The organism is Acidimicrobiales bacterium (genome assembly GCA_040219085.1).
Taxonomy (GTDB): Bacteria; Actinomycetota; Acidimicrobiia; order Acidimicrobiales; family JAVJTC01; genus JAVJTC01.
Genome location: JAVJTC010000014.1, coordinates 22054 through 43058, shown reverse-complemented (window position 1 = coordinate 43058; position 21005 = coordinate 22054). Strand labels below are relative to the sequence as shown.

18 protein-coding genes are annotated in these 21005 nt (G+C 70.6%); 7 read left to right on the top strand and 11 right to left on the bottom strand.

The window, feature by feature from the left end; genetic code table 11:
- The coding region (gene valS, locus RIE08_06345; protein MEQ8717213.1) for a valine--tRNA ligase at positions 1–1899 on the bottom strand (1899 nt) is incomplete at its 3' end.
- Positions 1900–1971: 72 nt separating this feature from the next.
- Between valS and RIE08_06340 the strand changes: the two genes are divergently transcribed.
- Positions 1972–2640 carry a metal-dependent transcriptional regulator gene (locus tag RIE08_06340; GenBank protein MEQ8717212.1) on the top strand — a complete coding sequence of 223 codons (669 nt, stop codon included), beginning with the start codon at positions 1972–1974 and terminating at the stop codon, positions 2638–2640.
- Positions 2641–2660: 20 nt separating this feature from the next.
- Here RIE08_06340 and RIE08_06335 read toward each other — a convergent pair whose 3' ends face one another.
- Positions 2661–3848, bottom strand: coding sequence for an AI-2E family transporter (locus RIE08_06335; GenBank protein MEQ8717211.1), 1188 nt, complete (start codon positions 3846–3848; stop codon positions 2661–2663).
- Positions 3849–3937: 89 nt separating this feature from the next.
- Between RIE08_06335 and RIE08_06330 the strand changes: the two genes are divergently transcribed.
- Positions 3938–4585: a DUF1684 domain-containing protein gene (locus RIE08_06330; protein MEQ8717210.1), complete on the top strand. Its 648-nt coding sequence runs from the start codon at positions 3938–3940 to the stop codon at positions 4583–4585.
- On the opposite strand, the gene pgl is transcribed toward RIE08_06330, so the two are convergent.
- From pgl to gnd, 4 genes are read right to left on the bottom strand one after another with little or no spacing between them, the layout of a single operon-like run.
- Positions 4586–5320, bottom strand: coding sequence for a 6-phosphogluconolactonase (gene pgl, locus RIE08_06325; protein MEQ8717209.1), 735 nt, complete (start codon positions 5318–5320; stop codon positions 4586–4588).
- The gene (locus RIE08_06320) at positions 5317–6222 is read right to left on the bottom strand and encodes an ROK family protein (GenBank protein MEQ8717208.1); all 906 of its coding nucleotides are present in this window, start codon (positions 6220–6222) and stop codon (positions 5317–5319) included. The genes pgl and RIE08_06320 overlap by 4 nt, the downstream gene beginning before the upstream one ends.
- Positions 6213–7601, bottom strand: a complete 1389-nt coding sequence (zwf, locus tag RIE08_06315) for a glucose-6-phosphate dehydrogenase (protein MEQ8717207.1) — start codon at positions 7599–7601, stop codon at positions 6213–6215. The genes RIE08_06320 and zwf overlap by 10 nt, the downstream gene beginning before the upstream one ends.
- Positions 7598–8629 (bottom strand): decarboxylating 6-phosphogluconate dehydrogenase, encoded by a 1032-nt coding sequence (gene gnd / locus RIE08_06310; protein MEQ8717206.1) that lies wholly within the window; start codon positions 8627–8629, stop codon positions 7598–7600. The genes zwf and gnd overlap by 4 nt, the downstream gene beginning before the upstream one ends.
- Before the next feature lie 152 nt (positions 8630–8781).
- On the opposite strand from gnd, the gene pgi reads away from it, so the two are divergent.
- The 4 genes from pgi to RIE08_06290 all read left to right on the top strand — a co-directional run bounded on the left by pgi (position 8782) and on the right by RIE08_06290 (position 15916).
- Positions 8782–10392 carry a glucose-6-phosphate isomerase gene (pgi, locus tag RIE08_06305; protein ID MEQ8717205.1) on the top strand — a complete coding sequence of 537 codons (1611 nt, stop codon included), beginning with the start codon at positions 8782–8784 and terminating at the stop codon, positions 10390–10392.
- A complete protein-coding gene (locus RIE08_06300) occupies positions 10389–11798 on the top strand; it encodes a class I adenylate-forming enzyme family protein (GenBank protein ID MEQ8717204.1) in 1410 nt (469 codons plus the stop codon). The genes pgi and RIE08_06300 overlap by 4 nt, the downstream gene beginning before the upstream one ends.
- A 47-nt stretch (positions 11799–11845) precedes the next feature.
- Positions 11846–14368 (top strand): glycoside hydrolase family 3 C-terminal domain-containing protein, encoded by a 2523-nt coding sequence (locus RIE08_06295; protein ID MEQ8717203.1) that lies wholly within the window; start codon positions 11846–11848, stop codon positions 14366–14368.
- A 999-nt stretch (positions 14369–15367) separates the two neighbouring features.
- Positions 15368–15916: an NUDIX domain-containing protein gene (locus RIE08_06290; GenBank protein MEQ8717202.1), complete on the top strand. Its 549-nt coding sequence runs from the start codon at positions 15368–15370 to the stop codon at positions 15914–15916.
- Positions 15917–15919: 3 nt separating this feature from the next.
- Here RIE08_06290 and RIE08_06285 read toward each other — a convergent pair whose 3' ends face one another.
- The 3 genes from RIE08_06285 to RIE08_06275 are packed head-to-tail and all read right to left on the bottom strand — an operon-like array spanning position 15920 to position 17858.
- Positions 15920–16507: a TetR/AcrR family transcriptional regulator gene (locus RIE08_06285; GenBank protein ID MEQ8717201.1), complete on the bottom strand. Its 588-nt coding sequence runs from the start codon at positions 16505–16507 to the stop codon at positions 15920–15922.
- Entirely contained in the window at positions 16504–16833 is a 330-nt protein-coding gene (locus tag RIE08_06280) for a hypothetical protein (GenBank protein MEQ8717200.1), read from the bottom strand. Before RIE08_06280 ends, RIE08_06285 begins: the two co-directional genes overlap by 4 nt.
- Complete coding sequence (locus RIE08_06275) at positions 16830–17858, bottom strand: glycosyltransferase family 4 protein (GenBank protein MEQ8717199.1); 1029 nt, start codon at positions 17856–17858, stop codon at positions 16830–16832. Before RIE08_06275 ends, RIE08_06280 begins: the two co-directional genes overlap by 4 nt.
- A 15-nt stretch (positions 17859–17873) precedes the next feature.
- Between RIE08_06275 and RIE08_06270 the strand changes: the two genes are divergently transcribed.
- Complete coding sequence (locus RIE08_06270; GenBank protein MEQ8717198.1) at positions 17874–19040, top strand: hypothetical protein; 1167 nt, start codon at positions 17874–17876, stop codon at positions 19038–19040.
- 4 nt (positions 19041–19044) lie between these two features.
- Here RIE08_06270 and RIE08_06265 read toward each other — a convergent pair whose 3' ends face one another.
- On the bottom strand, positions 19045–19665 hold the full coding sequence (locus RIE08_06265) for a septum formation family protein (protein MEQ8717197.1): 621 nt from the start codon (positions 19663–19665) through the stop codon (positions 19045–19047).
- A gap of 51 nt (positions 19666–19716) precedes the next feature.
- Positions 19717–20976: a sortase gene (locus RIE08_06260; GenBank protein ID MEQ8717196.1), complete on the bottom strand. Its 1260-nt coding sequence runs from the start codon at positions 20974–20976 to the stop codon at positions 19717–19719.
- Positions 20977–21005: the final 29 nt, after the last annotated feature.

Here is a 21005-nt window from a genome sequence, read left to right as displayed (position 1 = left end):
CTTCATCTGGCCCTCGTCGAAGGCGGTGTCGGTTCCCGGTCGGCCACTGGCCGCCCAGTACCGCACCGCGTCGGAGCCGTACTGTTCGAGCAGTCCCATCGGGGTGACGACGTTGCCCTTCGACTTCGACATCTTCTTGCGGTCCGGGTCGAGCACCCATCCCGAGATGGCGGCGTTGGCCCACGGGAGGCTCTGGTGTTCGAGGTGGGCGCGCACCGTGGTCGAGAACAGCCACGTCCGGATGATCTCGTGGGCCTGCGGCCGCAGGTCCATGGGGAACGTCCGGGCGAACAGGTCGTCGTCGACGGACCACCCGCACGCGATCTGGGGCGTCAGAGATGACGTCGCCCAGGTGTCCATGACGTCGGGGTCGGCCACGAAACCACCCGGTTCGCCGCGCTGGGAAGGCTGGTAGCCCGGTGGCACCTCTGCGGCGGGGTCGACGGGGAGGGTGTCGTCGGCGGGGATTATCGGGGAGTCGTAGACCGGCTCCCCGTCGGCGTCGAGCGGGTACCAGATGGGGATGGGGACGCCGAAGAAGCGTTGGCGGCTGACGAGCCAGTCGCCGTTGAGGCCCTCGACCCATGACTCGTAGCGCGCCTGCATGTACGGGGGGACCCACTCGAGGGAGCGGCCCCGCTCGAGCAGTTCGCCACGGAGCTCGGCGTCACGTCCGCCATTGCGGATGTACCACTGCCGGGTGGTCACGATCTCGAGGGGGCGGTCGCCCTTCTCGTAGAACTTCACGGCATGGGTGATGGGGCGGGGCTCCCCGTCGAGCCGTTCGGCCTCCGCGAGCAGCTCCACGGTGCGCTCACGGGCCGAGAACAGCGTCTTGGTGGCGATGTGTCCGTAGGCCTCGCGGGCGGGCCCTTCGGTGAGCCCCTGGGGCGGGTCGGCCAGAATGCGCCCGTCCCGTCCGACGATCGGACGCACGTCGAGGTCCAGCTCGCGCCACCAGGTCACGTCGGTGGTGTCGCCGAACGTGCAGATCATCGCGATACCCGAGCCCTTCTCGGGGTCGGCGAGCTCGTGGGCGACGTCCGGGACCTCGACGTCGAAGACGGGTGTGCGCACCGTGGTACCGAACAGCGGCGCATACCGCTCGTCGTCGGGATGGGCGACGAGGGCGACGCAGGCGGCGAGCAGTTCGGGGCGGGTGGTCTCGATCCACACGGGTTCCCCGTCGGGTCGCAGGAACGAGATGCGGTGGTACGCGCCCGGGCGTTCGCGGTCCTCCAGCTCCGCCTGGGCGACGGCGGTGCGGAAGGTGATGTCCCACAACGAGGGCGCCTCGGCCTGGTAGGCCTCCCCGCGCGCGAGGTTCCCCAGGAAGGCCCGCTGGGATATCTCCCGACACCGGTCGTCGATCGTCGCGTACGTGAGTGACCAGTCGACCGACAGCCCGAGGTGGCGCCACAGCTGTTCGAAGACCTTCTCGTCCTCGGTGGTCAACTCGTTGCACAGGGCGATGAAGTTCGGCCTGCTGATTGCGACCTGGTTCTTCGGGTCCGGGTCTTCGGGCGGGACGAAGTCGGGATCGTGGGGGAGGGTCGGGTCGCAGCGCACGCCGTAGTAGTTCTGCACGCGCCGCTCGGTGGGCAGGCCGTTGTCGTCCCAGCCCATCGGGTAGAAGACCTCGCGTCCGCGCATCCGTTGGAACCGGGCGATGACGTCGGTGTGGGTGTAGGAGAAGCAGTGTCCGACGTGCAGGGACCCCGAGACGGTCGGCGGCGGCGTGTCGATCGAGTAGATCTCGTCGCGGGTCCGGGTCCGGTCGAAGGCGTAGACGCCGGCGCGTTCCCAGGCGTCACTCCATCGGTCCTCGAGTCCTTCGATCCCGGGTTTGTCGGGTACCCCGCGGGGGGTGAAGTCGGCGGTCGTCTCGTCGGCGCTCATCGTCGCAACACGGTACCGGTCCCATCCCGTACGCCACGGCGTCGACGCCGCCGACACTCCTACAATGGGCCCATGTACGAGGCGCCCGAGTACCACCCCGCCTTCGAGGAGTACTGCGAGACGATCTTCGAGTTGGCCGAAGACGGCGTGGATGTCATCCAGGCGCGGATCGCGGAACGACTGGAGGTGTCCCGGCCGGCCGTGTCGGAGATGGTGCGCAAACTCGAGAAGGACGGGCTGGTGGTCCTCGACGGTGGCTCGATCGCGCTCAGTGCGGATGGCGAGGTGCTGGCCCGCCAGGTGGTTCGTCGTCACCGGATCGCCGAGCGCTTCCTGACCGACGTGCTCGGGTTGAGCTGGACCGAGGCCCACCATGAGGCCGGGAAGTGGGAACACGTCATCTCCCCTGTGGTCGAGTCGGCGATGATCCGGGTGCTCGACGATCCGACGACCTGTCCGCACGGCAACCCGATTCCCGGTTCGTCCTATGAGCGGCCGCCCGAACTCGTCGAGCTGTCGAGCCTGAGGGTGGGGGCGCGCTTCACCGTCGAGCGGATCCCCGAGGAGCTCGAGTTCCGCCCGGGACTGCTGGACTTCCTCGAGGACTCGGCGGTCGTCCCGGGGCGGATCGGTGTAGTGACCGCGATGTCGCCCGACGGGACGACCACCGTGGAGATCGACGGCAGCACGGTCGGGGTCGGCTCCTTCGCGTCGGAGAGGATCCTCGTCTCCGGTTCCTGATCGGTTCTCGGCGCCGCTCGTCAGTCGTCGTCGCCTGCGGTCCCGGTCCCGGTCTCGTCGATCTCGTCGAAGTGCAGCTCGCGGGGTTGCGCTCCGCCGGTCTGAAGCGCCTCGGGTCGGGGCCACGTCGACATCGCCGCTAGTCCCATCGCCGCGAGCGGTACGGCGACGAATGCGCCGAGCAGGCCGGCGAGGGCTCCACCGGCGCCGAGCGCGACCAGCACCGCCACCGGATGCAGCTCCACGGCCCTACGCATGAGAATCGGCATGAGCACGTCGCCTTCGAGTTGCTGGACGGCGAGTGCGACACCTGCGACGAGGACCGCGTCGACCGGACCGTTGGCCACCAGCGCGACGATCGTCGCGATCGCACCGGCCGTCGTCGCTCCGACGATCGGGAAGAACGCGCCGAAGAACGTGATGATCGCGAGGGGGACCACGAGCGGGACGCCGATCAGCACGAGCCCCAGCGAGATGGCGACCGCGTCGATCACGCCGGTGATCGCCACGGCGGTCATGTAGCGGCTCAGGGATGTGAACGCCGCCTGTCCGGCCCGGTCGACGTGTGGCGCCCTGTTCGGCGCGATCCGGCTGACGAGCCAGGTCCAGATGCGGTCGCCGTCCTTGAGGAAGAAGAACGTCAGGATGCCTGCGAGAAAGACGCCGGTGGCGAGTTCGGCCACCAGGCGGACACGGTCGACGCCGTTACCGATCAGGCCGTCGGAGAGGCCGTCACGGACCCGGTTCTCGAGGTCGTCGACCTGGGTCTCGTCGAGGTCCAGGGGGCCGGTCTGCAGCCAGTCCCGGACGTCGTCGAGCACCTCGTTCCACTGCTCGTTGTCGCCGAGTTCGTCGACGAGTGCCACCGACACGACGGAGACCGCGCCCGCTGTGGCCAGCACCGCGAGAAGCGACACGAGCAGCGCCGCGATGGCGGCGGGGATTCCCCGTCGCTTCAGCCACGCGACGGGTGGGTAGAGGACAGCGGTGCCGAGCAGGGCGACGAAGACGGGAAGCACGACGATCCGCATCCGTAGGAAGAGCCATCCCGCGAGACCTGCGAGTGCCGCGATCAACAGGATGCGCCACGACCAGCCGGCGGCCCGGTCGAGCCACGCGGGGATCTCGGACCCGGGTCGTAGTCGTCCCGTCGGCGCCGCCGGTTCAGTCCCGTCGTCCGGTTCGGTGTCGTCCTCGCGCTCGGTCACCGTGGATCCCCCGTGGCGGTCGGTGTCGCCACCGCGAGAGTACGCACTCGCGGCCCACACCGTGAGGAGCCGCGCCTACGGTGGGCGCGGTGCGTGACGCCATCTCCCTCACCTCGTATCGGAGTCGCGTGGCGGAGATCTATTCGGAGGTGAGGGCCGCCGGATGCTCGCAGGGGTCGTGGTCGGCGTGGCGGGCCGATCGCGACCGGCTCTTCGCCGACCATCCGATGTCCCCCGTCGTCCCCGCGAACCGGCCCGGCTTCGACGGTGCGCCGTTCTTCGCGTACGACCCGACGTGGTGTCTCGTCGCGAAGCTGGACACGACGACCGGTGCGGCGGTCGACGGGGACGGCGTGACCCCGTTGAGTCACAGCGGCGCGGGGACGACGCCCTACAGCCGCGTGGGTGACGCGGTGTTCGAGCGGGCCGGTGTCGAGATGCGCCTCGGCGTGTGGTGGATCGAGGAGTACTCCGGTGGGCTCTTCGTCCCCTTCCGAGACGCCACGTGTGGCGTGCAGACCTATGGCGGCGGCCGATACCTGCTCGACACCGCCAAGGGCGCCGACCTGGGCGGGGCCGGGGTCGCTCCCGACGGGGCCGATCTGTTGTGGCTGGACTTCAACTTCGCCTACCACCCGTCGTGCGCGTGGGATCCACGGTGGTCGTGTCCGCTCGCTCCGGGCGCGAACCACCTCGAGGTGGAGGTTGCGGTGGGGGAGATGGACCCGGTCGGCTGATCAGCGGTCGACGAGGTCGGCGCCGGCGGCTCGGTCACACACCAGGATCTGTTCGGGGGTCGCGATCCTCGCCGCCGGGATCGAGGTGTCGCCGTCGACGAGGCGGCGCGTCACCGGTGCCTTCCCGGCGCCCGTCACGAACCACACGACGAGGCGGGACCGCGCGATCGCAGGGAAGGTGAGGGTCATCCGGGGTCTTCCCTGGTACGGGGCCGTGACCGTGACGTCGCGGTCGACGACGAGCAGTCCCGCGTCCCCGGGCACCAGCGAGGCCGTGTGCCCGTCGGCGCCGAGTCCGAGGTGGACGACATCGATGACAGGTGGTTCGCCGGCGACGGCGGCGAGTTCGTCGGCGTATCGCAGGGCACCGGCATCCGCGTCGCCGTCGACCGGCATCGGGTGGAGGGTCGGCGCGGTACCGGCGTCGGCGAGCGGCGCGCGGAGCAGACGTTCGATGTCCACGAGGTTGCGCTCGGGTGAGTCGCGACCGACGACGCGCTCGTCGACCTGGACGAGGTGGACCCGGTCCCAGTCGAGTCGTTGCGAGGCGAGGGCCTCGAAGAGGGGGCGAGGAGTCGACCCACCGCTGAGCGCGAGGACGAACCGGCCGCGTTCGGCGAGGGCCGTGCGCCCGCGTTCGGCCACGAGCGCGGCAGCCGTCACCGCAGGGTCGTCGCCGACGAGCACCCGGCCGAAGGTCCTGTCGCTGTCCGGCGGGTGGTCGGCTCCGGTCATCCGAAGGCCGCCCGCCAGGCGGCTCCACCACTGAGAGCGGCGTCGTCGCCGAGGGCGGCCCGCACGAGGGCCACCCGGCCGATGATCTCGGCCGGGCCGATCTCGTCGAGGATCCGGCCGAGCCGGTCGAGCACGATGTCGTCGTTGAGGCCGACTCCACCTCCGACGACGACGACGTCGGGGCCGAACAGGTGAACCACGTTCACGATCCCGGCCCCCGATGCGCGCAGGGCGTCATCCCACACCGCGGTGGCGGCGGGGTCACCGGCCCGGACCATCTCCGAGATCCGTTTCGCGTCCCCGGGCAGTCCGGCCTCGGCCGCCGCGAGCGCGATGGCCGGGCCCGCTCCGATCCCCTCCACCGTCGGGTCCAGGCCAGCGCGCCAGCGTTCGAGGCTCACGACCGTGTGACCGACCTCCGCCAGGGACCACCGGCTGCGGGCGAGCTTCCCGTCGAGGACGACACCACCGCCGACTCCGGTCGAGATCGTGACGTAGGCGACGTTGCGGTGCCCCTGTGCGGCGCCGAAGGCCACCTCGCCCACCGCTGCCAGGTCCGCGTCGTTGGCCAGGTGGACCTCGGCGCCGAGTTGGTCGGCGAGTGGCGCCGCCGCGAGTTCGTCGACCCAGCCGGCGGGGAGGTTCGGCCCCGAGACGAGTGAGCGGGTCTCGTAGTCCACGCGTCCGGGGACACCCATCACGATGATCCCGGGTGGATCGTCGACGCTGTCGCGTACCCGGCCGACGAGGTCGACGAGGGCGACCGTGCAGGGCTCGTCGTGCGGGGTCGGCCGTTGGATACGCGCGTGCAGGTCGCCGTCGGCGTCGACGATCGCACAGCGCATGTTCGTCCCACCGAGGTCGACGGCGACGACCGACTCGGTTCGTCCGGTCAATGGCATGGGATCCACGCTCTCCCCGCGGTGAGGCTGTCCGCCCCGGTGGGCCCCCACGAGCCCTGCTCGTACGGCTCGACCGGGCGGGCGTGGTCGAGGACGCGGTCCACGATGCGCCAGGCCTCCTCCACACCGTCCTGGCGGGCGAAATGGCGCGGATCGCCGGTCAGCGCGTCGTCGAGGAGGCGTTCGTAGGCGGGGGTTCCGGCCGCGGACTCACCGGGGTCGACGTCGAGGTCGACGGTGTGGCTGACGAGAGCGTCGCCGGGCTTCTTGGACTGCATCGACAGCGAGATGGAGCCGTCCGGCTTCATCCGGAAGCGCAGTCGGTTCGGTTCCGGTTGGCACATCGCATCGGCGAAGAGCGGACGGGGTGGTGCCTGGAACACGACGGTGGCCTCGGTGACCGTCACCGGTAGCGCCTTGCCCGTGCGGATGTACCAGGGGACCCCCGCCCAGCGCCACGAGTCGATCTCGAGGCGCGCCGCGACGAACGTCTCGGTGTCGGAGTAGGGGTCGACGTGGTCCTCGCCGCGGTAGCCGTCGTACTGTCCGCGCACGATGGTCTCCTCTTCGAGCGCCCGGACGGCCTGGAGGACCTTGACGCGTTCGTCGCGGAGGGCCTCGGGGGATTCGGACACGGGCGGTTCCATCCCGAGGAGCGCGACCATCTGCAACAGATGGTTCTGCAGGACGTCGCGCAGTGCGCCGACACCCTCGTAGAACCGGCCACGCGAGCCGATGCCGAAGTCCTCGGCCATCGTGATCTGCACGTGGTCGACGTAGTGGCGGTTCCACACCGGCTCGAGGATCGAGTTCGCGAACCGGAACACCATCAGGTTCTGCATCTCCTCCTTTCCGAGGAAGTGGTCGATCCGGAAGATGTCGGACTCCGGGTAGTGGCGGGCGATCACGTCGTTGAGTTCCCGGGCAGACGCGAGGTCGCGCCCGAAGGGTTTCTCCACGACGACCCGGCCCCGGTTGGCGTCCACAGATGCCAGCCCCTCCACGACGTCGTCGAACAGCGACGGCGGAATCGCGAGGTAACACACCGGGCAGGCGGCGCCGTCGGTCAGCTCCGCGAGGCGGCTGTAGGTCGCCTCCTCCCGGTAGTCGCCCGAGACGTAGTGGAGGTTCGCCGCGAGACGGTCGAACACGTCGTCGTCGATCGTGACGCCCTGCTCGACCAGCGAGGTCCGCGCCCGGTCGTGGAGCTGGTCGACGGACCAGTCCGAGGACGCGACGCCGATCACGGGCATGTCGAGGCGCCCACGGCGCGTCAACGAGTAGAGGGCGGTGAACAACTTCTTGCGGGCGAGGTCGCCGGTGATGCCGAAGAGAACCAGCGCATCGGCGTCGGCGCCGTCGGACGGGGTCGGCGTCATCGGTCGCCCTCGTCGGCGGACTTCTCGAGGTGGCCGCCGAATGCGTTGCGCATCGCCGAGAGAACCTTGGCGCCGTACACGTCGTTGCCGCGTGAGGCGAAACGGGAGTAGAGCGCCGCGGTGATCACGTGGGCCGGCACGCCGAGGTCGATGGCGGTCTGGGCTGTCCAGCGGCCCTCGCCCGAGTCCGAGACACGACCCTCGAAGCCGTCGAGTGCCGGGTCGTCCACGAGCGCCGCCGCGGTGAGGTCGAGCAGCCACGAGCCGATCACGGCGCCGCGTCGCCACACCTCCGCCACCTGCGGTATGTCGATGTCGAAGCGGTAGTACCCGGCGTCGGCCAGGGGGGCGGTCTCCGCGTCGGCAGTTCGCCCGGCGCTGCCGAGGTCAGCTCGCTCGAGGATCGCCAGCCCCTCGGCGTAGGCGGCCATCATCCCGTACTCGATGCCGTTGTGGACCATCTTCACGAGATGGCCCGCGCCGACCGGGCCGCAGTGCAGCCAGCCCCGTTCCGCGGGGGAGGGGTCGCCCGCGCGGCCCGGGGTGCGGGGCGCGGCCTCGACCCCCGGGGCGAGCGCGTCGAAGATCGGTTCGAGCCGTTCCACGACGGCTGTCTCGCCACCGATCATCAGGCAGTAGCCACGCTCGAGACCGAACACGCCCCCGCTCGTCCCGATGTCGCAGAAGTCGATGCCCCGTTCGGCGAGGCGGACGCCGTGGTCCATGGCGTCGCGGTAGAACGAGTTCCCGCCGTCGATCACGACGTCACCGGCGTCGAGGTGCGCCGCGACGTCGTCCACGACCTGTGCGGTGGCCGCTGCCGGAACCATGATCCAGGCGCTACGCGGTGGCGTGAGGGCGGCGGCGAACTCCTCGAGCGACGATGTGGCCGTGACGCCGGGCACGTCGGCGAGGGCCGCCACGGCCTCGGGGTTCACGTCATGGACCACGCATGTGTGTCCGTTCCGGGTGAGCCGGTGCACGATGTTGGCGCCCATCCGACCCAACCCGACCATTCCGAGTTCCATTGTCGTCCTCTCCGCGGGGTTGTCTCCATGGTGCCTCATGTCGTCGACGCAGCCGCTGTCGCACCAGTCGGGCCGGGCGGCACGCGCCACGGTGGGGACCTCCTAGCGTTGGGGTGCACGACCGGCCCGGACCACCAGACTTCGGAGACCCGATGTTCGAACCGCCGACGACGCCCATCGACCGCACCCGCCAGTGGGCCGCGCTCGTGGAACACGCGAAGACGCTGAAGGGCACGCACCTGCGCGATCTCTTCGACGCGGACCCCGACCGCGTCGGGGCCATGAGCAGCGACGTCGGTGACCTGCACGTCGACTGGTCGAAGAACCTCGTGACCGCGGAGACGGTGGGCCTGCTCGTCGAGTTGGCGCGCACAGCGGGTGTTCCGGAGCGGATCGAGGCGATGTTCGCGGGCGAGGCGATCAACACGACCGAGAACCGGGCCGTGCTGCACACGGCGCTGCGGGCACCCCGGGGCGAGCCGTGGATGGTCGACGGAGTGGACGTGGCCGAACAGGTCCACGAGGTCCTCGACGCGATGGCCGATTTCGCGAACGGCGTGCGTGACGGGCACTGGACGGGCGCGACCGGTCGTCGGATCCGCACGGTGGTGAACATCGGCATCGGCGGGTCGCATCTGGGCCCTGAGATGGCGGCCCAGGCTCTCGCCTCGTTCGGCCACGGTGGCCTCGACGTCCGGTTCGTCTCCAACGTCGACGGGAACGACGTGTGGTGGGCGCTGCACGATCTGGATCCGGCCGAGACGCTGTTCATCGTGTCGTCCAAGTCGTTCGGCACGGTCGAGACGCTGACCAACGCCCGCTCGGCGCGTGCATGGCTGACCGACCGGCTCGGCGAGGCCGCGGTCGCGCGGCATTTCGTCGCGGTGTCGACCAGCGCGCAGCGGGTGCGCGAGTTCGGCATCGACACCGCGAACATGTTCGGCTTCTGGGACTGGGTCGGGGGACGGTACTCACTGGACTCGGCCATCGGCCTTTCGTTGATGATCGCGATCGGTCCGCCGGCGTTCTCGGAGATGCTGGCGGGCTTCCGTTCGGTCGACGAGCACTTCCGCACAGCGCCGCTGGCGCAGAACCTTCCGGTGCTGCTCGGCCTGTTGGGCGTCTGGTACGGCAACTTCTGGGGTGCCGACAGTCATGCCGTGCTGCCCTACGACCACCACCTCGCCCGGCTGACCGCCTATCTCCAGCAACTGGACATGGAGTCGAACGGCAAGTCGACGACGCTCGCCGGCGAGCGTGTCGGCTGGCAGACCGGACCGATCGTGTGGGGTCAGCCCGGAACCAACGGCCAGCACGCCTTCTATCAGCTCCTCCACCAGGGCACGAAGCTCGTGCCGGCGGACCTGATCGGGTTCATCCACCCGAATCACGAGGTGGCGGGGCACCACGACCTGCTGCTCGCCAACCTGGTCGCGCAGGCCGAGGCGCTCGCGTTCGGTCGGCGCAACGAGGCGGAGCCGCACCGCGACTTCGAAGGCAATCGCCCCACCAACGTGATCCTCGCGCCGATGCTGACGCCGGGGGTTCTGGGTCAGCTCATCGCTCTCTACGAGCACAAGGTCTTCGTCCAGGGGGTGATCTGGCAGATCGACAGCTTCGACCAGTGGGGCGTGGAACTGGGCAAGGTCCTCGCCACCACGATCGCCGATGAGCTCACCGCCGAAAGCGAACCGGACTTCTCGGATCACGACGCGTCGACCGCCGCGCTGCTGCGACGGATCAGAGCGGGCCGGCGGAGTTGAACCCGACGTCGTGGTCCGGACGGGTCGCCGCGGTCCCAGCCGACCGCATCGCGGTCCTCGGATCAGACGGCCCCGTCACCTACGGCGAGCTCCGGGAGCGTGCGGCGGCGCTCGCCGGCTGGCTCGACGACCTGGGAGCACCGGCGGGTCGGCCGGTCGGCGCCGTCGTCGACTCGTCGGCCACGGCGCTCGCACTCGTCGTGGCGGGCGCCGCCACCGGTCGTCCGGTCGCTCCGCTCAACCCGCGTCACACCGCGACGGAGTTGGCGGCGGTGTGCGCGGCAGTCGACCCGTCACTGGTGGTGGCCGACCCGGCCTCCGCCGACGTGATCGACGGGTCCCGTGTGATCCCCGGCAGGCCGCGGGCGGCCCGGTTGCCGAGCCAGATGGGCTCCCCGTCGGGGTCCGGGCTCGCGGCGGTCCTGCACACCTCGGGAACGACCGGTCCGCCCCGGCCGGTCCGGGTCCGCCAGGACCGCCTCGTGGCCCGCACCGAGCTGTACCGGTCCATCCTCGGGGTCGGCCCCGATTCGGTGCTGGCGACCACGTCGCCGTTCCACCACACGACGGCGCTCGGAATGGCCTTCGTCACCCTGGGGGTGGGTGCGACGTGGATCGGCGTCGACCGGTTCACCGTCGAGGCGTACGCGGCTCGGGTGGCGGGACGGGCGACCCACGTCGTCGTCGTCCCGACGATGATCGACCGTCTGCTCGACGCCGATGGGCTCGGGGCCGACACGGCCGCGTCGACGTTCGTCTACGGCGGGGCCCCGATGCCGCCGCCGCTCATGGAACGGCTCGTGGAGGCGGTTCCCGGGGTTGCGGTGCACCAGATCTACGGCCAGACGGAGGGCAGCCCGCTCTTCCACCTGGACGCCGCCGACCACGTGGCGATCGCAGCTGGTGACCACCGCCTCACCGGAAGTGTCGGCCGTGCCGTCGCCGGTGTCACCGCGGCCATTGCCGACCCCGACCATGCCGGGGTGGGTGAGTTGCTCGCACGGGCCGGGCACCTCTTCTCGCCCGGCGCCGACGGCTGGCTCCACACCGGCGATCTCGGCGTGATCGACGACGACGGCTACCTGTTCCTGCGCGGTCGTCTCGCCGACCGCATCGTCCGCGGCGGCGAGAACGTCGATCCCTCCGAGGTGGAGGCCGTGCTCGCGGCACACCCGACGGTGGCCGATGTCGCGGTCGTCGGCGTCGCCGACGAGCACGAGTCCGAGAGCGTCGTCGCATTCGTCGTCCCGACCGATCCCGGTGGCCGTCTCGACGAGGCCTCTCTGGTCCGCCACGCCCGCGATGTCCTGGCCGGCTACAAGGTCCCCACCCGTTGGGTCGTGGTCACCGAGATCCCCCGCAACCAGACCGGCAAGGTCCTGCGGCGCGCTCTCATCGGGGGCTGAGCGACCTCCCCGTCCCGGGCCGGCGATCCGGATGCGATGATCGCGAGATGCCCGATCTCCGAGCGCTGCGCGCGGCGATGACCCTCGACGAGAAGACCGCCATGATGAGCGGGGCCGACACCTGGACCCTGCCCGGCGTCGATCGCCTCGGCGTGGCCGACGTGAAGTGCACCGACGGCCCCAACGGCGCGCGCGGCAACGGTCTGTTGGGTTCGGGACTGCCGGCACTGTGCGTGCCGTGCGGCTCGGCTCTGGGTGCCACCTGGAACGTCGACCTCGTGGAACGCGTCGGGGAGGTGCTGGGGGACGAGGCACTGTCCAAGGGCGCGCGGATGCTCCTCGCGCCGACGATCAACCTGCACCGCACACCGACGGGCGGGCGCAACTTCGAGTGCTTCAGCGAGGATCCGGTGCTGACCGGCGAGCTCGCGGCGGCCTACATCCGTGGAGTTCAGTCCCGCGGTGTCGCGACGACGCCGAAGCATCTCGTCGCGAACGACGCGGAGTTCGAGCGCAACACGACCGACTCGGTGATCGACGAGCGCACGTTGCGCGAGGTCTACCTCCTGCCCTTCGAGATGGCGGTGCGAAGAGGCGGTGCCTGGGGTGTGATGTCGTCGTACAACCGACTCAACGGGACGTTCTGTTGCGAGAACCGTTGGCTCGTCCGTGATGTCCTCATGGGGGAGTGGGGCTTCGACGGGGTCGTCGTGTCGGACTGGTTCGCGGTGCGCTCACTCACCGCGTCGCTCGAGGCCGGCCTGCACCTCGAGATGCCGGGACCGGCGCTGCACTGGGGCGAGGGTCGGCTGGCGGCGGCGGTGCGTGCGGGCGAGGCCGCCGAAGCCGACGTCGACGCCGCGGTCGACAGGCTCCTGCGGCTGCGCGAGCGGGTGGGTGCGCTCGCCGGCCCCCTGGACACGACCGAGCGGGTGGAAGAGGTACCTGAGCGTGTAGCCGTCGCCCGGCGTGCGGCGGCCGAGGCCACGGTCCTGTTGGTCAACGACGGGATTCTCCCGCTCGACGTCGCTGCGCTGCGCCGCCTGGCCGTGGTGGGACCCAACGCTTCCGTCGCGCGCATCATGGGCGGCGGCTCGGCGAACATCAATCCGCTGCACCGCACGTCGCCGCTCGACGCGCTCGTCGCCAGACTCGGCGACGATGTCGAGGTGGTTCACGCACGGGGCTGCGACAACGAGCGCTTCGTGCCGGCACTCGACATCGCATTCGACGTCGACGTGTTCGCAGGCCACGAACCGGCGGGTGAACCGGTTGATTCGGTGCGGATGGCGAACGGTCGTCTCGTCTGGTCCGATCCCCCCGGAGGTCTCGACGCGGACGAATGGTCCGTGCGTGCCAGCGCGAGTTTCGTGCCCGTCGACACCGGGGTCCACACCGTGTCGCTCGTGCAGGCGGGACGCGCGAGGCTGTGGCTCGACGACCGCCTCGTCTGCGACGGATGGGACACCGACCTCGTGGCGGGCGACGACCTGTTCGGCTTCGCCCGTGAACCGCTGACGGCCGACGTGGACCTCGTCGAAGGGGTCCCCGTGGCGCTGACCGTCGAGTACGCGAACCGCGACACCCAGGTCGTGTTCGGCGCGAAGGTCGGCCTCGGTCGTCCGGCCGGGGCCGATCCGATCGCCGCGGCGGAGGCGGCCGCGGCCGGGGCGGACGCGGTGATCGTCGTGGTCGGGACGAACGACGAGTGGGAGACCGAGGGCCGTGATCGCACCACCACGCAGCTTCCCGGAGACCAGAACGAACTGATCCGGCGTGTCGCCGCCGTCAACGGGCGCTGCATCGTGGTCGTCAACGCCGGCGCGCCGGTGGCCATGGACTGGGTCGGTGACGTCGCGGCCGTGCTCGACGTCTGGTTCGGTGGCCAGGAGATGGCCGAGGCCCTCGTCGACGTTCTCGTCGGCGACTCCGACCCGGGGGGACGACTGCCGACCACGTTCCCCCTGCGTGACGAGTGGACCCCCGCCCACCTCGCCTATCCCGGTGAGAACTCGGTGACCGCCTACGCGGAGCGGATGTTCGTGGGACACCGCTTCAGCGACGCCCGTGCGCTTCCGGTGCTCTTCGCATTCGGGCACGGGTTGTCCTACACGACCTTCACGACGTCGGCGACGCTGTCGGCGTCGTCGGTCGAGCCGGGTGAGGGGCTCACGGTACGCGTCGTGGTGACCAACACCGGAAAGCGTCGCGGTCACCACGTCGTGCAGTGCTACGTGGCGCCGTCGGCCCCACGCCTCGCTCGTCCGCCCACCGAACTGAAGGGCTTCGCGAAGGTCGACCTCGCGGCCGGCGAGTCGCGCGAGGTCACGATCGACCTCGGTCCGCGGGCCTTCGCCCACTACGACCCCGGCGACCGGGACTTCGCCGCGCTCGTCGAGGGGCTACCCGTCCCGGCGGGTCGTGGCCACGAGCGCTCCGGACCCGGCTGGGTCGTCGACCCCGGTCGCTACGACGTGCTCGTGGCCGAGTCGGCAGTCGTCGTCCACCACGTGCTCCCGGTGGACATCGCAGGGTCCGGACCGGTCGTCATCGAGCCCGTCGGCTTGTGAATGTTTTCTTAATGGGTTGACGCGCGGGTGAACCCATGGACAATGGAAGACGTCGAACGGTGACCTTCACCCATCACCTCCGTGATGGACAGGAGCCGTACGGCGCACCACATTTTCCGCCGGCGTCGGGTCGACGGGGGTCTCCCCGGCGCCAGCGGAGTTGTCTCGTGGAAGGGGGCGCAGCTGTCGGTGAGGAAGGCGATGCACCACCTGCCTTCCGTGCCCCTGATCCGGAGACGCCGAGAGGCACGCGGACCGTACCCGCCAGTTTCTTCCGACCGAGCGCCCATTGCGGGCCCAAGAGGAACAAAGACGAGTCGCCGTCCGTGAGCAGCACTCGACGCTGCGGGTTACGAACGAGACGACACGATCGGGCGCCCCTTCGAAGGGGCGCCCGTTCGCGTCCGAACCCGCCCGTCGCGCCAACGTCGTAGCGAATAGGCAGCGCGAGCCGGCGCTCCATCCGCCGCGCCAACGTCGTAGCGAATCGCATCCCGAGCCGGCGCTCCATCCGCCGCGCCAACGTCGTAGCGAATAGGCAGCGCGAGCCGGTGCTCCACCCGCGCCAACGTCATAGCGAATCGTGTCCGGGCCCGGGGTATGGCGGGATGTCCTCCGTCGAATTCGCTATGACACTGCGCCTGGCCGCACCCCCGGGCTCCGAGCCGAGCCACGTCGAATTCGCTACGACACTGCGCCAGCCGCACCCCCGGGCTCCGAGCCGACCCACGACGAATTCGCTATGGCACTGCGCCTGGCCGCCAAACCGAACCGGCTCAGCCCGCTCGCCCGTGCCGGCCCCTGCTCAGGAAGCGGCCGCGACCCGGGGCAGCGCCGCCGACACGACCTCGGCCCGCTCGGCCGCGGTCATCCGTTCGTGGATGGCCAGGTAGGAGGCCTCAGGCGTCCGTCACGTCGGCCGTGGTCCCACGGCACGATCGGTACCCAGTCCCCGACGTCACGCTCCACCTCCACGCCGGTCGGCGCTCGGACCGGCGGGTGCAGGCCACCGTCCCGGGCAATACCGTCGACGCCGTGGTCTGGACCCTGCGTCGCCCCGCCGCCCGGGTGGTTCTCCTCGATCGATCCGGTGCGGTCTTCCTGATCAGCGCGAGCGACCCGGCGGACGCGACCAAGCCAGCGTGGTGGGAGATCCCCGGTGGCGGCATGGCACGTGGTGAGGACAGCGCCTCCGCCGCACGCCGTGAGCTCCATGAGGAGGCCGGCTTCAGCGACGTCGAGATCGGTCCGTGCATCTGGACCCAGTACGTCGAGTTCGACTTCGGTGGGCTCCACTTCTGTTCGGACGAGCGGATCCACGTGGCGTGGTGCGACGGGGGGGAGTGGGCGCCCCGCCATCTCGAATCGCTCGAGGCGCAGGCGTTCAGTGGTGCGCGTTGGTGGGGACTCGACGATCTGATGGCGTCGGATGAGCCGGTTCTGCCGGTGCGCCTGCGGGAGTTCCTGGCGCCGGTGGTCGCCGGTGACCTGCCCACCGAGCCCATCGACATCAGCCCTCCGCTCGACGCATCCGTCGACGACGGCTGAGGGTCAGCCCTCGGCGCCGCGCCCGCGCAGGCCCGCCCAGGCGAGGGTGGCGATCGCGTCGGTGAGCTCGCGGGTCGAGATCGCCGAACCCTCCCCGTACCAGTGTCGGACGGCGGCCTCGGCCATTCCGGCTATCGCGTGTCCGAGGAGTCGTCGTACGTCGGTGGACAGTTCCCCGATCGCGATGAGGTCGGCGATGCGTTCGGCGATGGCGCTCTCGGTTGCGGCCACCTCGGCGGCGAAGTCGGCGTCCACCCGGCTCGAGTCGCCGTAGAGGACCCCGAACGACGCCGGGCTCGCCTCGAAGAACTCGAAGAAGGCGCGAAAACCCGTCTCGACCTGCTCGCGCGGGTCTTCCACCGCCGCCGCGGCCCCGATGACCGCCTCGCGCAGACGGCTGCCGACGTCGGCGAGGACCTCCAGGTACAGGTCCCGCTTGGACTCGAAGTGCTGGTAGAGCACCGGCTTGGTGACGCCGGCGGCGCCGGCGATCTCGGTCATCGCGGTCGTGTGGTACCCGTGCCTGCCGAACTCGGTGAGGGCGACGTCGAGCAGTTGTCGGCGCCGTTCGGAGGCGGGCAGGCGGGTCATGAGCGCGGACCCGGGCCCCGGTCGCCGCGGGTCGGCCGGCGCACCGCCGCCTCGTCCTCCTCGTGGCGGGCGGCGCCCTTGACCGAGTATGCGAGGAGGATCCCCGGGAGCAGGAACAGCGATCCCACGCCCAGGAAGACGACGATGATCGTCGCGGTCGCGTCGTCGAGGCCGATGACGATGCCGATGAAGAAGACCACCAGCGCCGCGGCGAAGCCGATGTAGCCGACGCGCTGGAGACGCTTCGCGATGTGCAGGGCGCGTGCTCTGCCCGCGAGGACCGGGTCGGCCGGTGTCTCCCCGGGGGTCGGTGCCTGCGCGTTCACGGGAGCCAGCCTGCCGTGTCGAGCAGCGACTTCACCTGTGCCGCGATGACGTCGGGCGAGAGGTGCTCACGCACGACGGCCTGGTTGTGGTCGTGGAGCGCATCGTCGGGGTCGGCGAGGAAGGCGGCCAGTGCGGCGGTGTCGGCCGGTGAGAACCACCGGAACCCGAGCCGACGCAACTCATGGGCTACGGGGTAGTCGCCGACCATCGCGGGCCGACGGTGGGTCGCGGCCTCGACGGGGGGATTCCCGAAACCCTCCCAGCGTGACGGGAAGACCACGACGTCCGATGCCGCGTAGGCATCGGCCATCGACCCGTCGTTGTCGCGGACGACCCTGCACCGCGCGCTTGCGAGGATCGCGGCGAGTTCGTCGTCGTAGCCCTCCTCGGCCTCCCCGGGCAACCAGTAGGTCGCCCCGAGGGCCTCCGCTGCCGCCACGGCGCCGGCGATGTTCTTGCGTTCGATGGCCCGGACCGGGTGCAGCGCCACGAGTTCGTCGGGCGCCAGTCCGTGACGTGCCCGACAGCGCTCCCGGTCACCCGGGGTCGGGTCCGGGTCGAAGGGGTTGTAGATCGTCGTCGCGGTGATGCCCCGCGCCGCCATCTGACGCCGGGTCAGCTCGTTGATCGTCACGTGGCGCCATGCCGGATCGTCGAGGGGGAGTTCGGTGACGTGGGCGAAGCGGGGCCGCTGCCACGGAGGGTCGTGGTGGTGCATGATCGCGGGTCGCCCGGCGAGGATGCGGCCGATCGAGCGGCTCGCAGGGAGGTTCAGGGGGATCGTGGCGAGGTTCTCGACCACCACGAGGTCGGCGTCGGCGAGGGCCGATGTGAGTTCGTCCTCGTCCGGGCCGTCCGTCGCGTCGAGGGCGAGGCCCCGAACCGTGCGGTCCACGGGTCCCTCGCCGGCCACGGTTAGCGTTTCGAAGCCGAGATCTCCGAGGATGTCGGCCCAACGTCGGGCGACGACGGAGACCCCGTCGGTGAGGCACAGCCGGAAGGAGACGAGGGCACAGGTGGACATGGTCGGATCAGCGCGATGAACCTCGAGGCACCCGCAGGTGACGGGGCCGACCTCGTCGCCCGGTCACGGGCTCTGCTCGATCGCCACTGGAGGGCCGCAGGCTACACCGTGCCGAACGAGGCCGTGTACCCGTGGCAATGGCTGTGGGACTCCTGCTTCCACGCCCTCGTCTGGAATCGCCTCGGTCGACCGGACCGCGCCATCGCCGAGACGCGCCGGGCGCTGGGCGCAGCCGACCCGACGGGTTTCGTGCCGCACATGATCTACGAGGGTGTCGGCCCCGACACGGACTTCTGGGGGCGGCCCCACACGTCGTCGATCACCCAGCCGCCGATCTACGGTCACACGCTCGCGGAGCTGCACCGCACGGGGACCGAGGTGCCCGGGGACCTGGTCGCCGCCGCCCGGGCGGGGCTCGTGCACCTTCTCGCCCACCGTCCCCGCCACGACAGCGGCCTGATTCCGCTCGTGCACCCGTGGGAATCAGGCTGCGACGACAGTCCCCGGTGGGACGACACGCTCCAGGGTGACTGGTCCCGGGACGCGTGGCGCGTCCGCAAGAGCGAACTCGTCGCGGAGATCGTGCGCGGCGCCGGCGGTGCGCCGCTCCGCAACCCCCACTTCGACGTCGCCCCGGTCGGTTTCAACGCTCTCGTGGCCTTCTGCGCCCGCGAGTTGTGCACCGTCGCGCCCGACGCCGAGCTCGCCGGTCTGGCCGACCAACTTGCGTCGTCGATCTGCGGGCGCTGGGACCCCGGCGCGGCCACTTGGGTCGACGCGGGAGAGACCGAGACCGGATCTGGCCGGGTGCGCACCCTCGACGCCGTGCTGGCCCTGCTCGTGGACGACACCCCCGGGCGCGTCGGTTCCGCAGCCCGCGACCTCGTCGAACCCGACGCCTTCGGGTCGCCGTGGGGGCCGAGCGGTGTCCACCGGGCCGAGTCCTCCTTCGACCCGGTGACCTACTGGCGCGGACCGGTGTGGCCCCAGTTGGGCTACCTGGCCTGGCTGGCGCTCGAACGGCTCGGCCGCTCCGCCGAGGCCGCGGTGGTGGCGCAGGGCGTGGTGGCGGGGGCCACGGCTTCGGGTTTCGCTGAGTACTGGGATCCCGACACCGGCGGTGGACTCGGGGCGATCCCGCAGTCGTGGTCGGCGCTCGCCGCGTTGTTCGTGGACGGGTAGGCCCTCAGAGGCCGCGGCCGGCCACCGAGCCGCCCTCGAGGCGCAGACTCGAGTCGTAGGGTTCCACGTAGCACGTGACCTCACGGTGCACGCCCGCCCCCGTCCATGTCTCCACGGTGGGCCGCAGGTAGCCGAGCCCGAGTTCGGACACCTCGTAGGGGACCCCCACGAACTCCCCGAAACGCTGATAGCACTCCGACTCGGCGAGAGCGTCCAGTTCGTCCTCGCCGGGGTACGCGGCACCCTGGTCGCCCGCCACGGTGAACTGGTGGTAGACCTCCGCGTCGTGCACACCCCGGCAGTCGACGACGGTGGTGATGTCCTCGGAGCCCCCGTCGGTGAAGTCCAGGACGTACTCGTTGAAGCACTCGCCGACAGCCAGGTCGTAGCGGTTGGTCACGCGGCCTTCGAGGACCGGTTCCGCATGGGCGTCGAGAGCGGGACCGTCGACGCCGTTGTCGGCGGATCCGGGGATCGTCGTCGCGACGTCGGGGGTCTGGGAGACGAGCCGGGGTTCGTCGGTGGCGCCGCCGTCGCCGGACGCGTCATCACCCGACGAGCCCGAACACGCCGTCACAGCGACGACGCAGAGCACGATGATGGCGAAGAGGGCCGGGCGGGACATCGAATCGGGAGGGTAGGCGCGCCGGGGCCGCCAGCGGGCGGCAGGCGACGCTCAGTACGCCGGTAGGGCCCGGTCGACCTGCTCGAAAGAGAAGAACAAGACGACGAGGAAGGGCACGATCCCGAGCGCGTAGGACGGCCAGCGCCGCCACCGTCGCCCGACGAACCACGCCGCCAACCAGATGGAGCCCGCCGCGACGGCCCAGGACGCGGCCGGCGGGATCGCACCGAGGTCGCCGCCGAGTCCGGATCCGAAGCCCTCCGAGGAGACCGGCGTCTGTGAGATCACGAAGGTGTCGTCCCCGGCATCGCCGGTTTCGCCGTCGCCCGGGTCTCCAGCCGACGAGGCGGACCCGTCTCCGGCGGGCCCGTCGGGCGCCGCGGGGTCGCCTGTGGTGCTGTCCGCGTCTGCACCGGCCGTCGCCGACCCGTCGTCGTCCCCGCCGTCGTCGAACTCGGACGCGATCTCGGGTGGCTCGGTCTGGTCGGCCACCGTGACCTGGCCCGGACGCGGGAACGTCACCACGGGTTCGCCGACCAGTTCGGCATGGACGATGATGCGCTGGCGGGCGCTGTACTTGGGGTGACACGCGGTGAGGGTCAGCCGGTCGTCGCCGAAGTCCCGCAGCACCTCCGTGGCCGACGGCGGCACGATCAGATGACCCTTCTGGGTGCCGTCGGCTGATTCCTGAGCCATCACTTCGTAGGTGAAGGTTCCCTGGATGGTCTGGACGACGATCTCGTCGCCCGGCTCGAGCTGGTCGATGTCGTGGAACGGCGCCCCGTAGGTTGTCCGGTGGCCGGCGATCGCAGCGTTGCCGTCCTGGCCGGGCAGTGGTGTCGTCGAATAGTGGCCGGGACCCTTCCGCAGGTCTTCGACCCCCACCCCTTCGACGACCGTCTCGTCGACGCCGATCGCCGGGATCGTGATCCGCAGGAGTGCCTCGCCGGCGTCGGGGTACAGCAGCGACAGGAGTTCGACGAGCTCCGGTGACATCGACTCGAAACCGATGCCCGCCGCGTCGAAGTCCGACTGCAGGGTGCTCAGGGTCAGCTCGAAGGGGTCGGGTTCGGGCTCGGGTTCCCCGTTCGGCTCTCCGGACGGTGCAGATGTCGGTTCCGCCGTCGGCGCAGGCGTCGCCAGCGTCGTGTTGGCCTGTTCGAGCGCCTCGAAGAAGTCGGCGTCGAGGGCGCTCTGGGCCCGGGCGTGCTGAATTCCGGTTCCCCACAGCTGGTAGCCGGTGAACAGGAGGATGATCACGCCGGCCGCGATGAGCGTGCGTCCGATGCCACCGAGAACCCTGACGAACATGGGTCAGAGAGTACCGGGGTACCGAACTC

Coding starts and splice junctions, on each gene's coding strand:
- RIE08_06295 (MEQ8717203.1), top strand. CDS start 11,846: ATGCCCGATCTCCGAGCGCTGCGCGCGGCGATGACCCTCGACGAGAAG.
- gnd (MEQ8717206.1), bottom strand. CDS start 8,629: ATGGAACTCGGAATGGTCGGGTTGGGTCGGATGGGCGCCAACATCGTG.
- RIE08_06285 (MEQ8717201.1), bottom strand. CDS start 16,507: ATGACCCGCCTGCCCGCCTCCGAACGGCGCCGACAACTGCTCGACGTC.
- pgi (MEQ8717205.1), top strand. CDS start 8,782: ATGTTCGAACCGCCGACGACGCCCATCGACCGCACCCGCCAGTGGGCC.
- RIE08_06270 (MEQ8717198.1), top strand. CDS start 17,874: ATGAACCTCGAGGCACCCGCAGGTGACGGGGCCGACCTCGTCGCCCGG.
- RIE08_06260 (MEQ8717196.1), bottom strand. CDS start 20,976: ATGTTCGTCAGGGTTCTCGGTGGCATCGGACGCACGCTCATCGCGGCC.
- pgl (MEQ8717209.1), bottom strand. CDS start 5,320: ATGACCGGAGCCGACCACCCGCCGGACAGCGACAGGACCTTCGGCCGG.
- RIE08_06265 (MEQ8717197.1), bottom strand. CDS start 19,665: ATGTCCCGCCCGGCCCTCTTCGCCATCATCGTGCTCTGCGTCGTCGCT.
- RIE08_06340 (MEQ8717212.1), top strand. CDS start 1,972: ATGTACGAGGCGCCCGAGTACCACCCCGCCTTCGAGGAGTACTGCGAG.
- RIE08_06320 (MEQ8717208.1), bottom strand. CDS start 6,222: ATGCCATTGACCGGACGAACCGAGTCGGTCGTCGCCGTCGACCTCGGT.
- zwf (MEQ8717207.1), bottom strand. CDS start 7,601: ATGACGCCGACCCCGTCCGACGGCGCCGACGCCGATGCGCTGGTTCTC.
- RIE08_06275 (MEQ8717199.1), bottom strand. CDS start 17,858: ATGTCCACCTGTGCCCTCGTCTCCTTCCGGCTGTGCCTCACCGACGGG.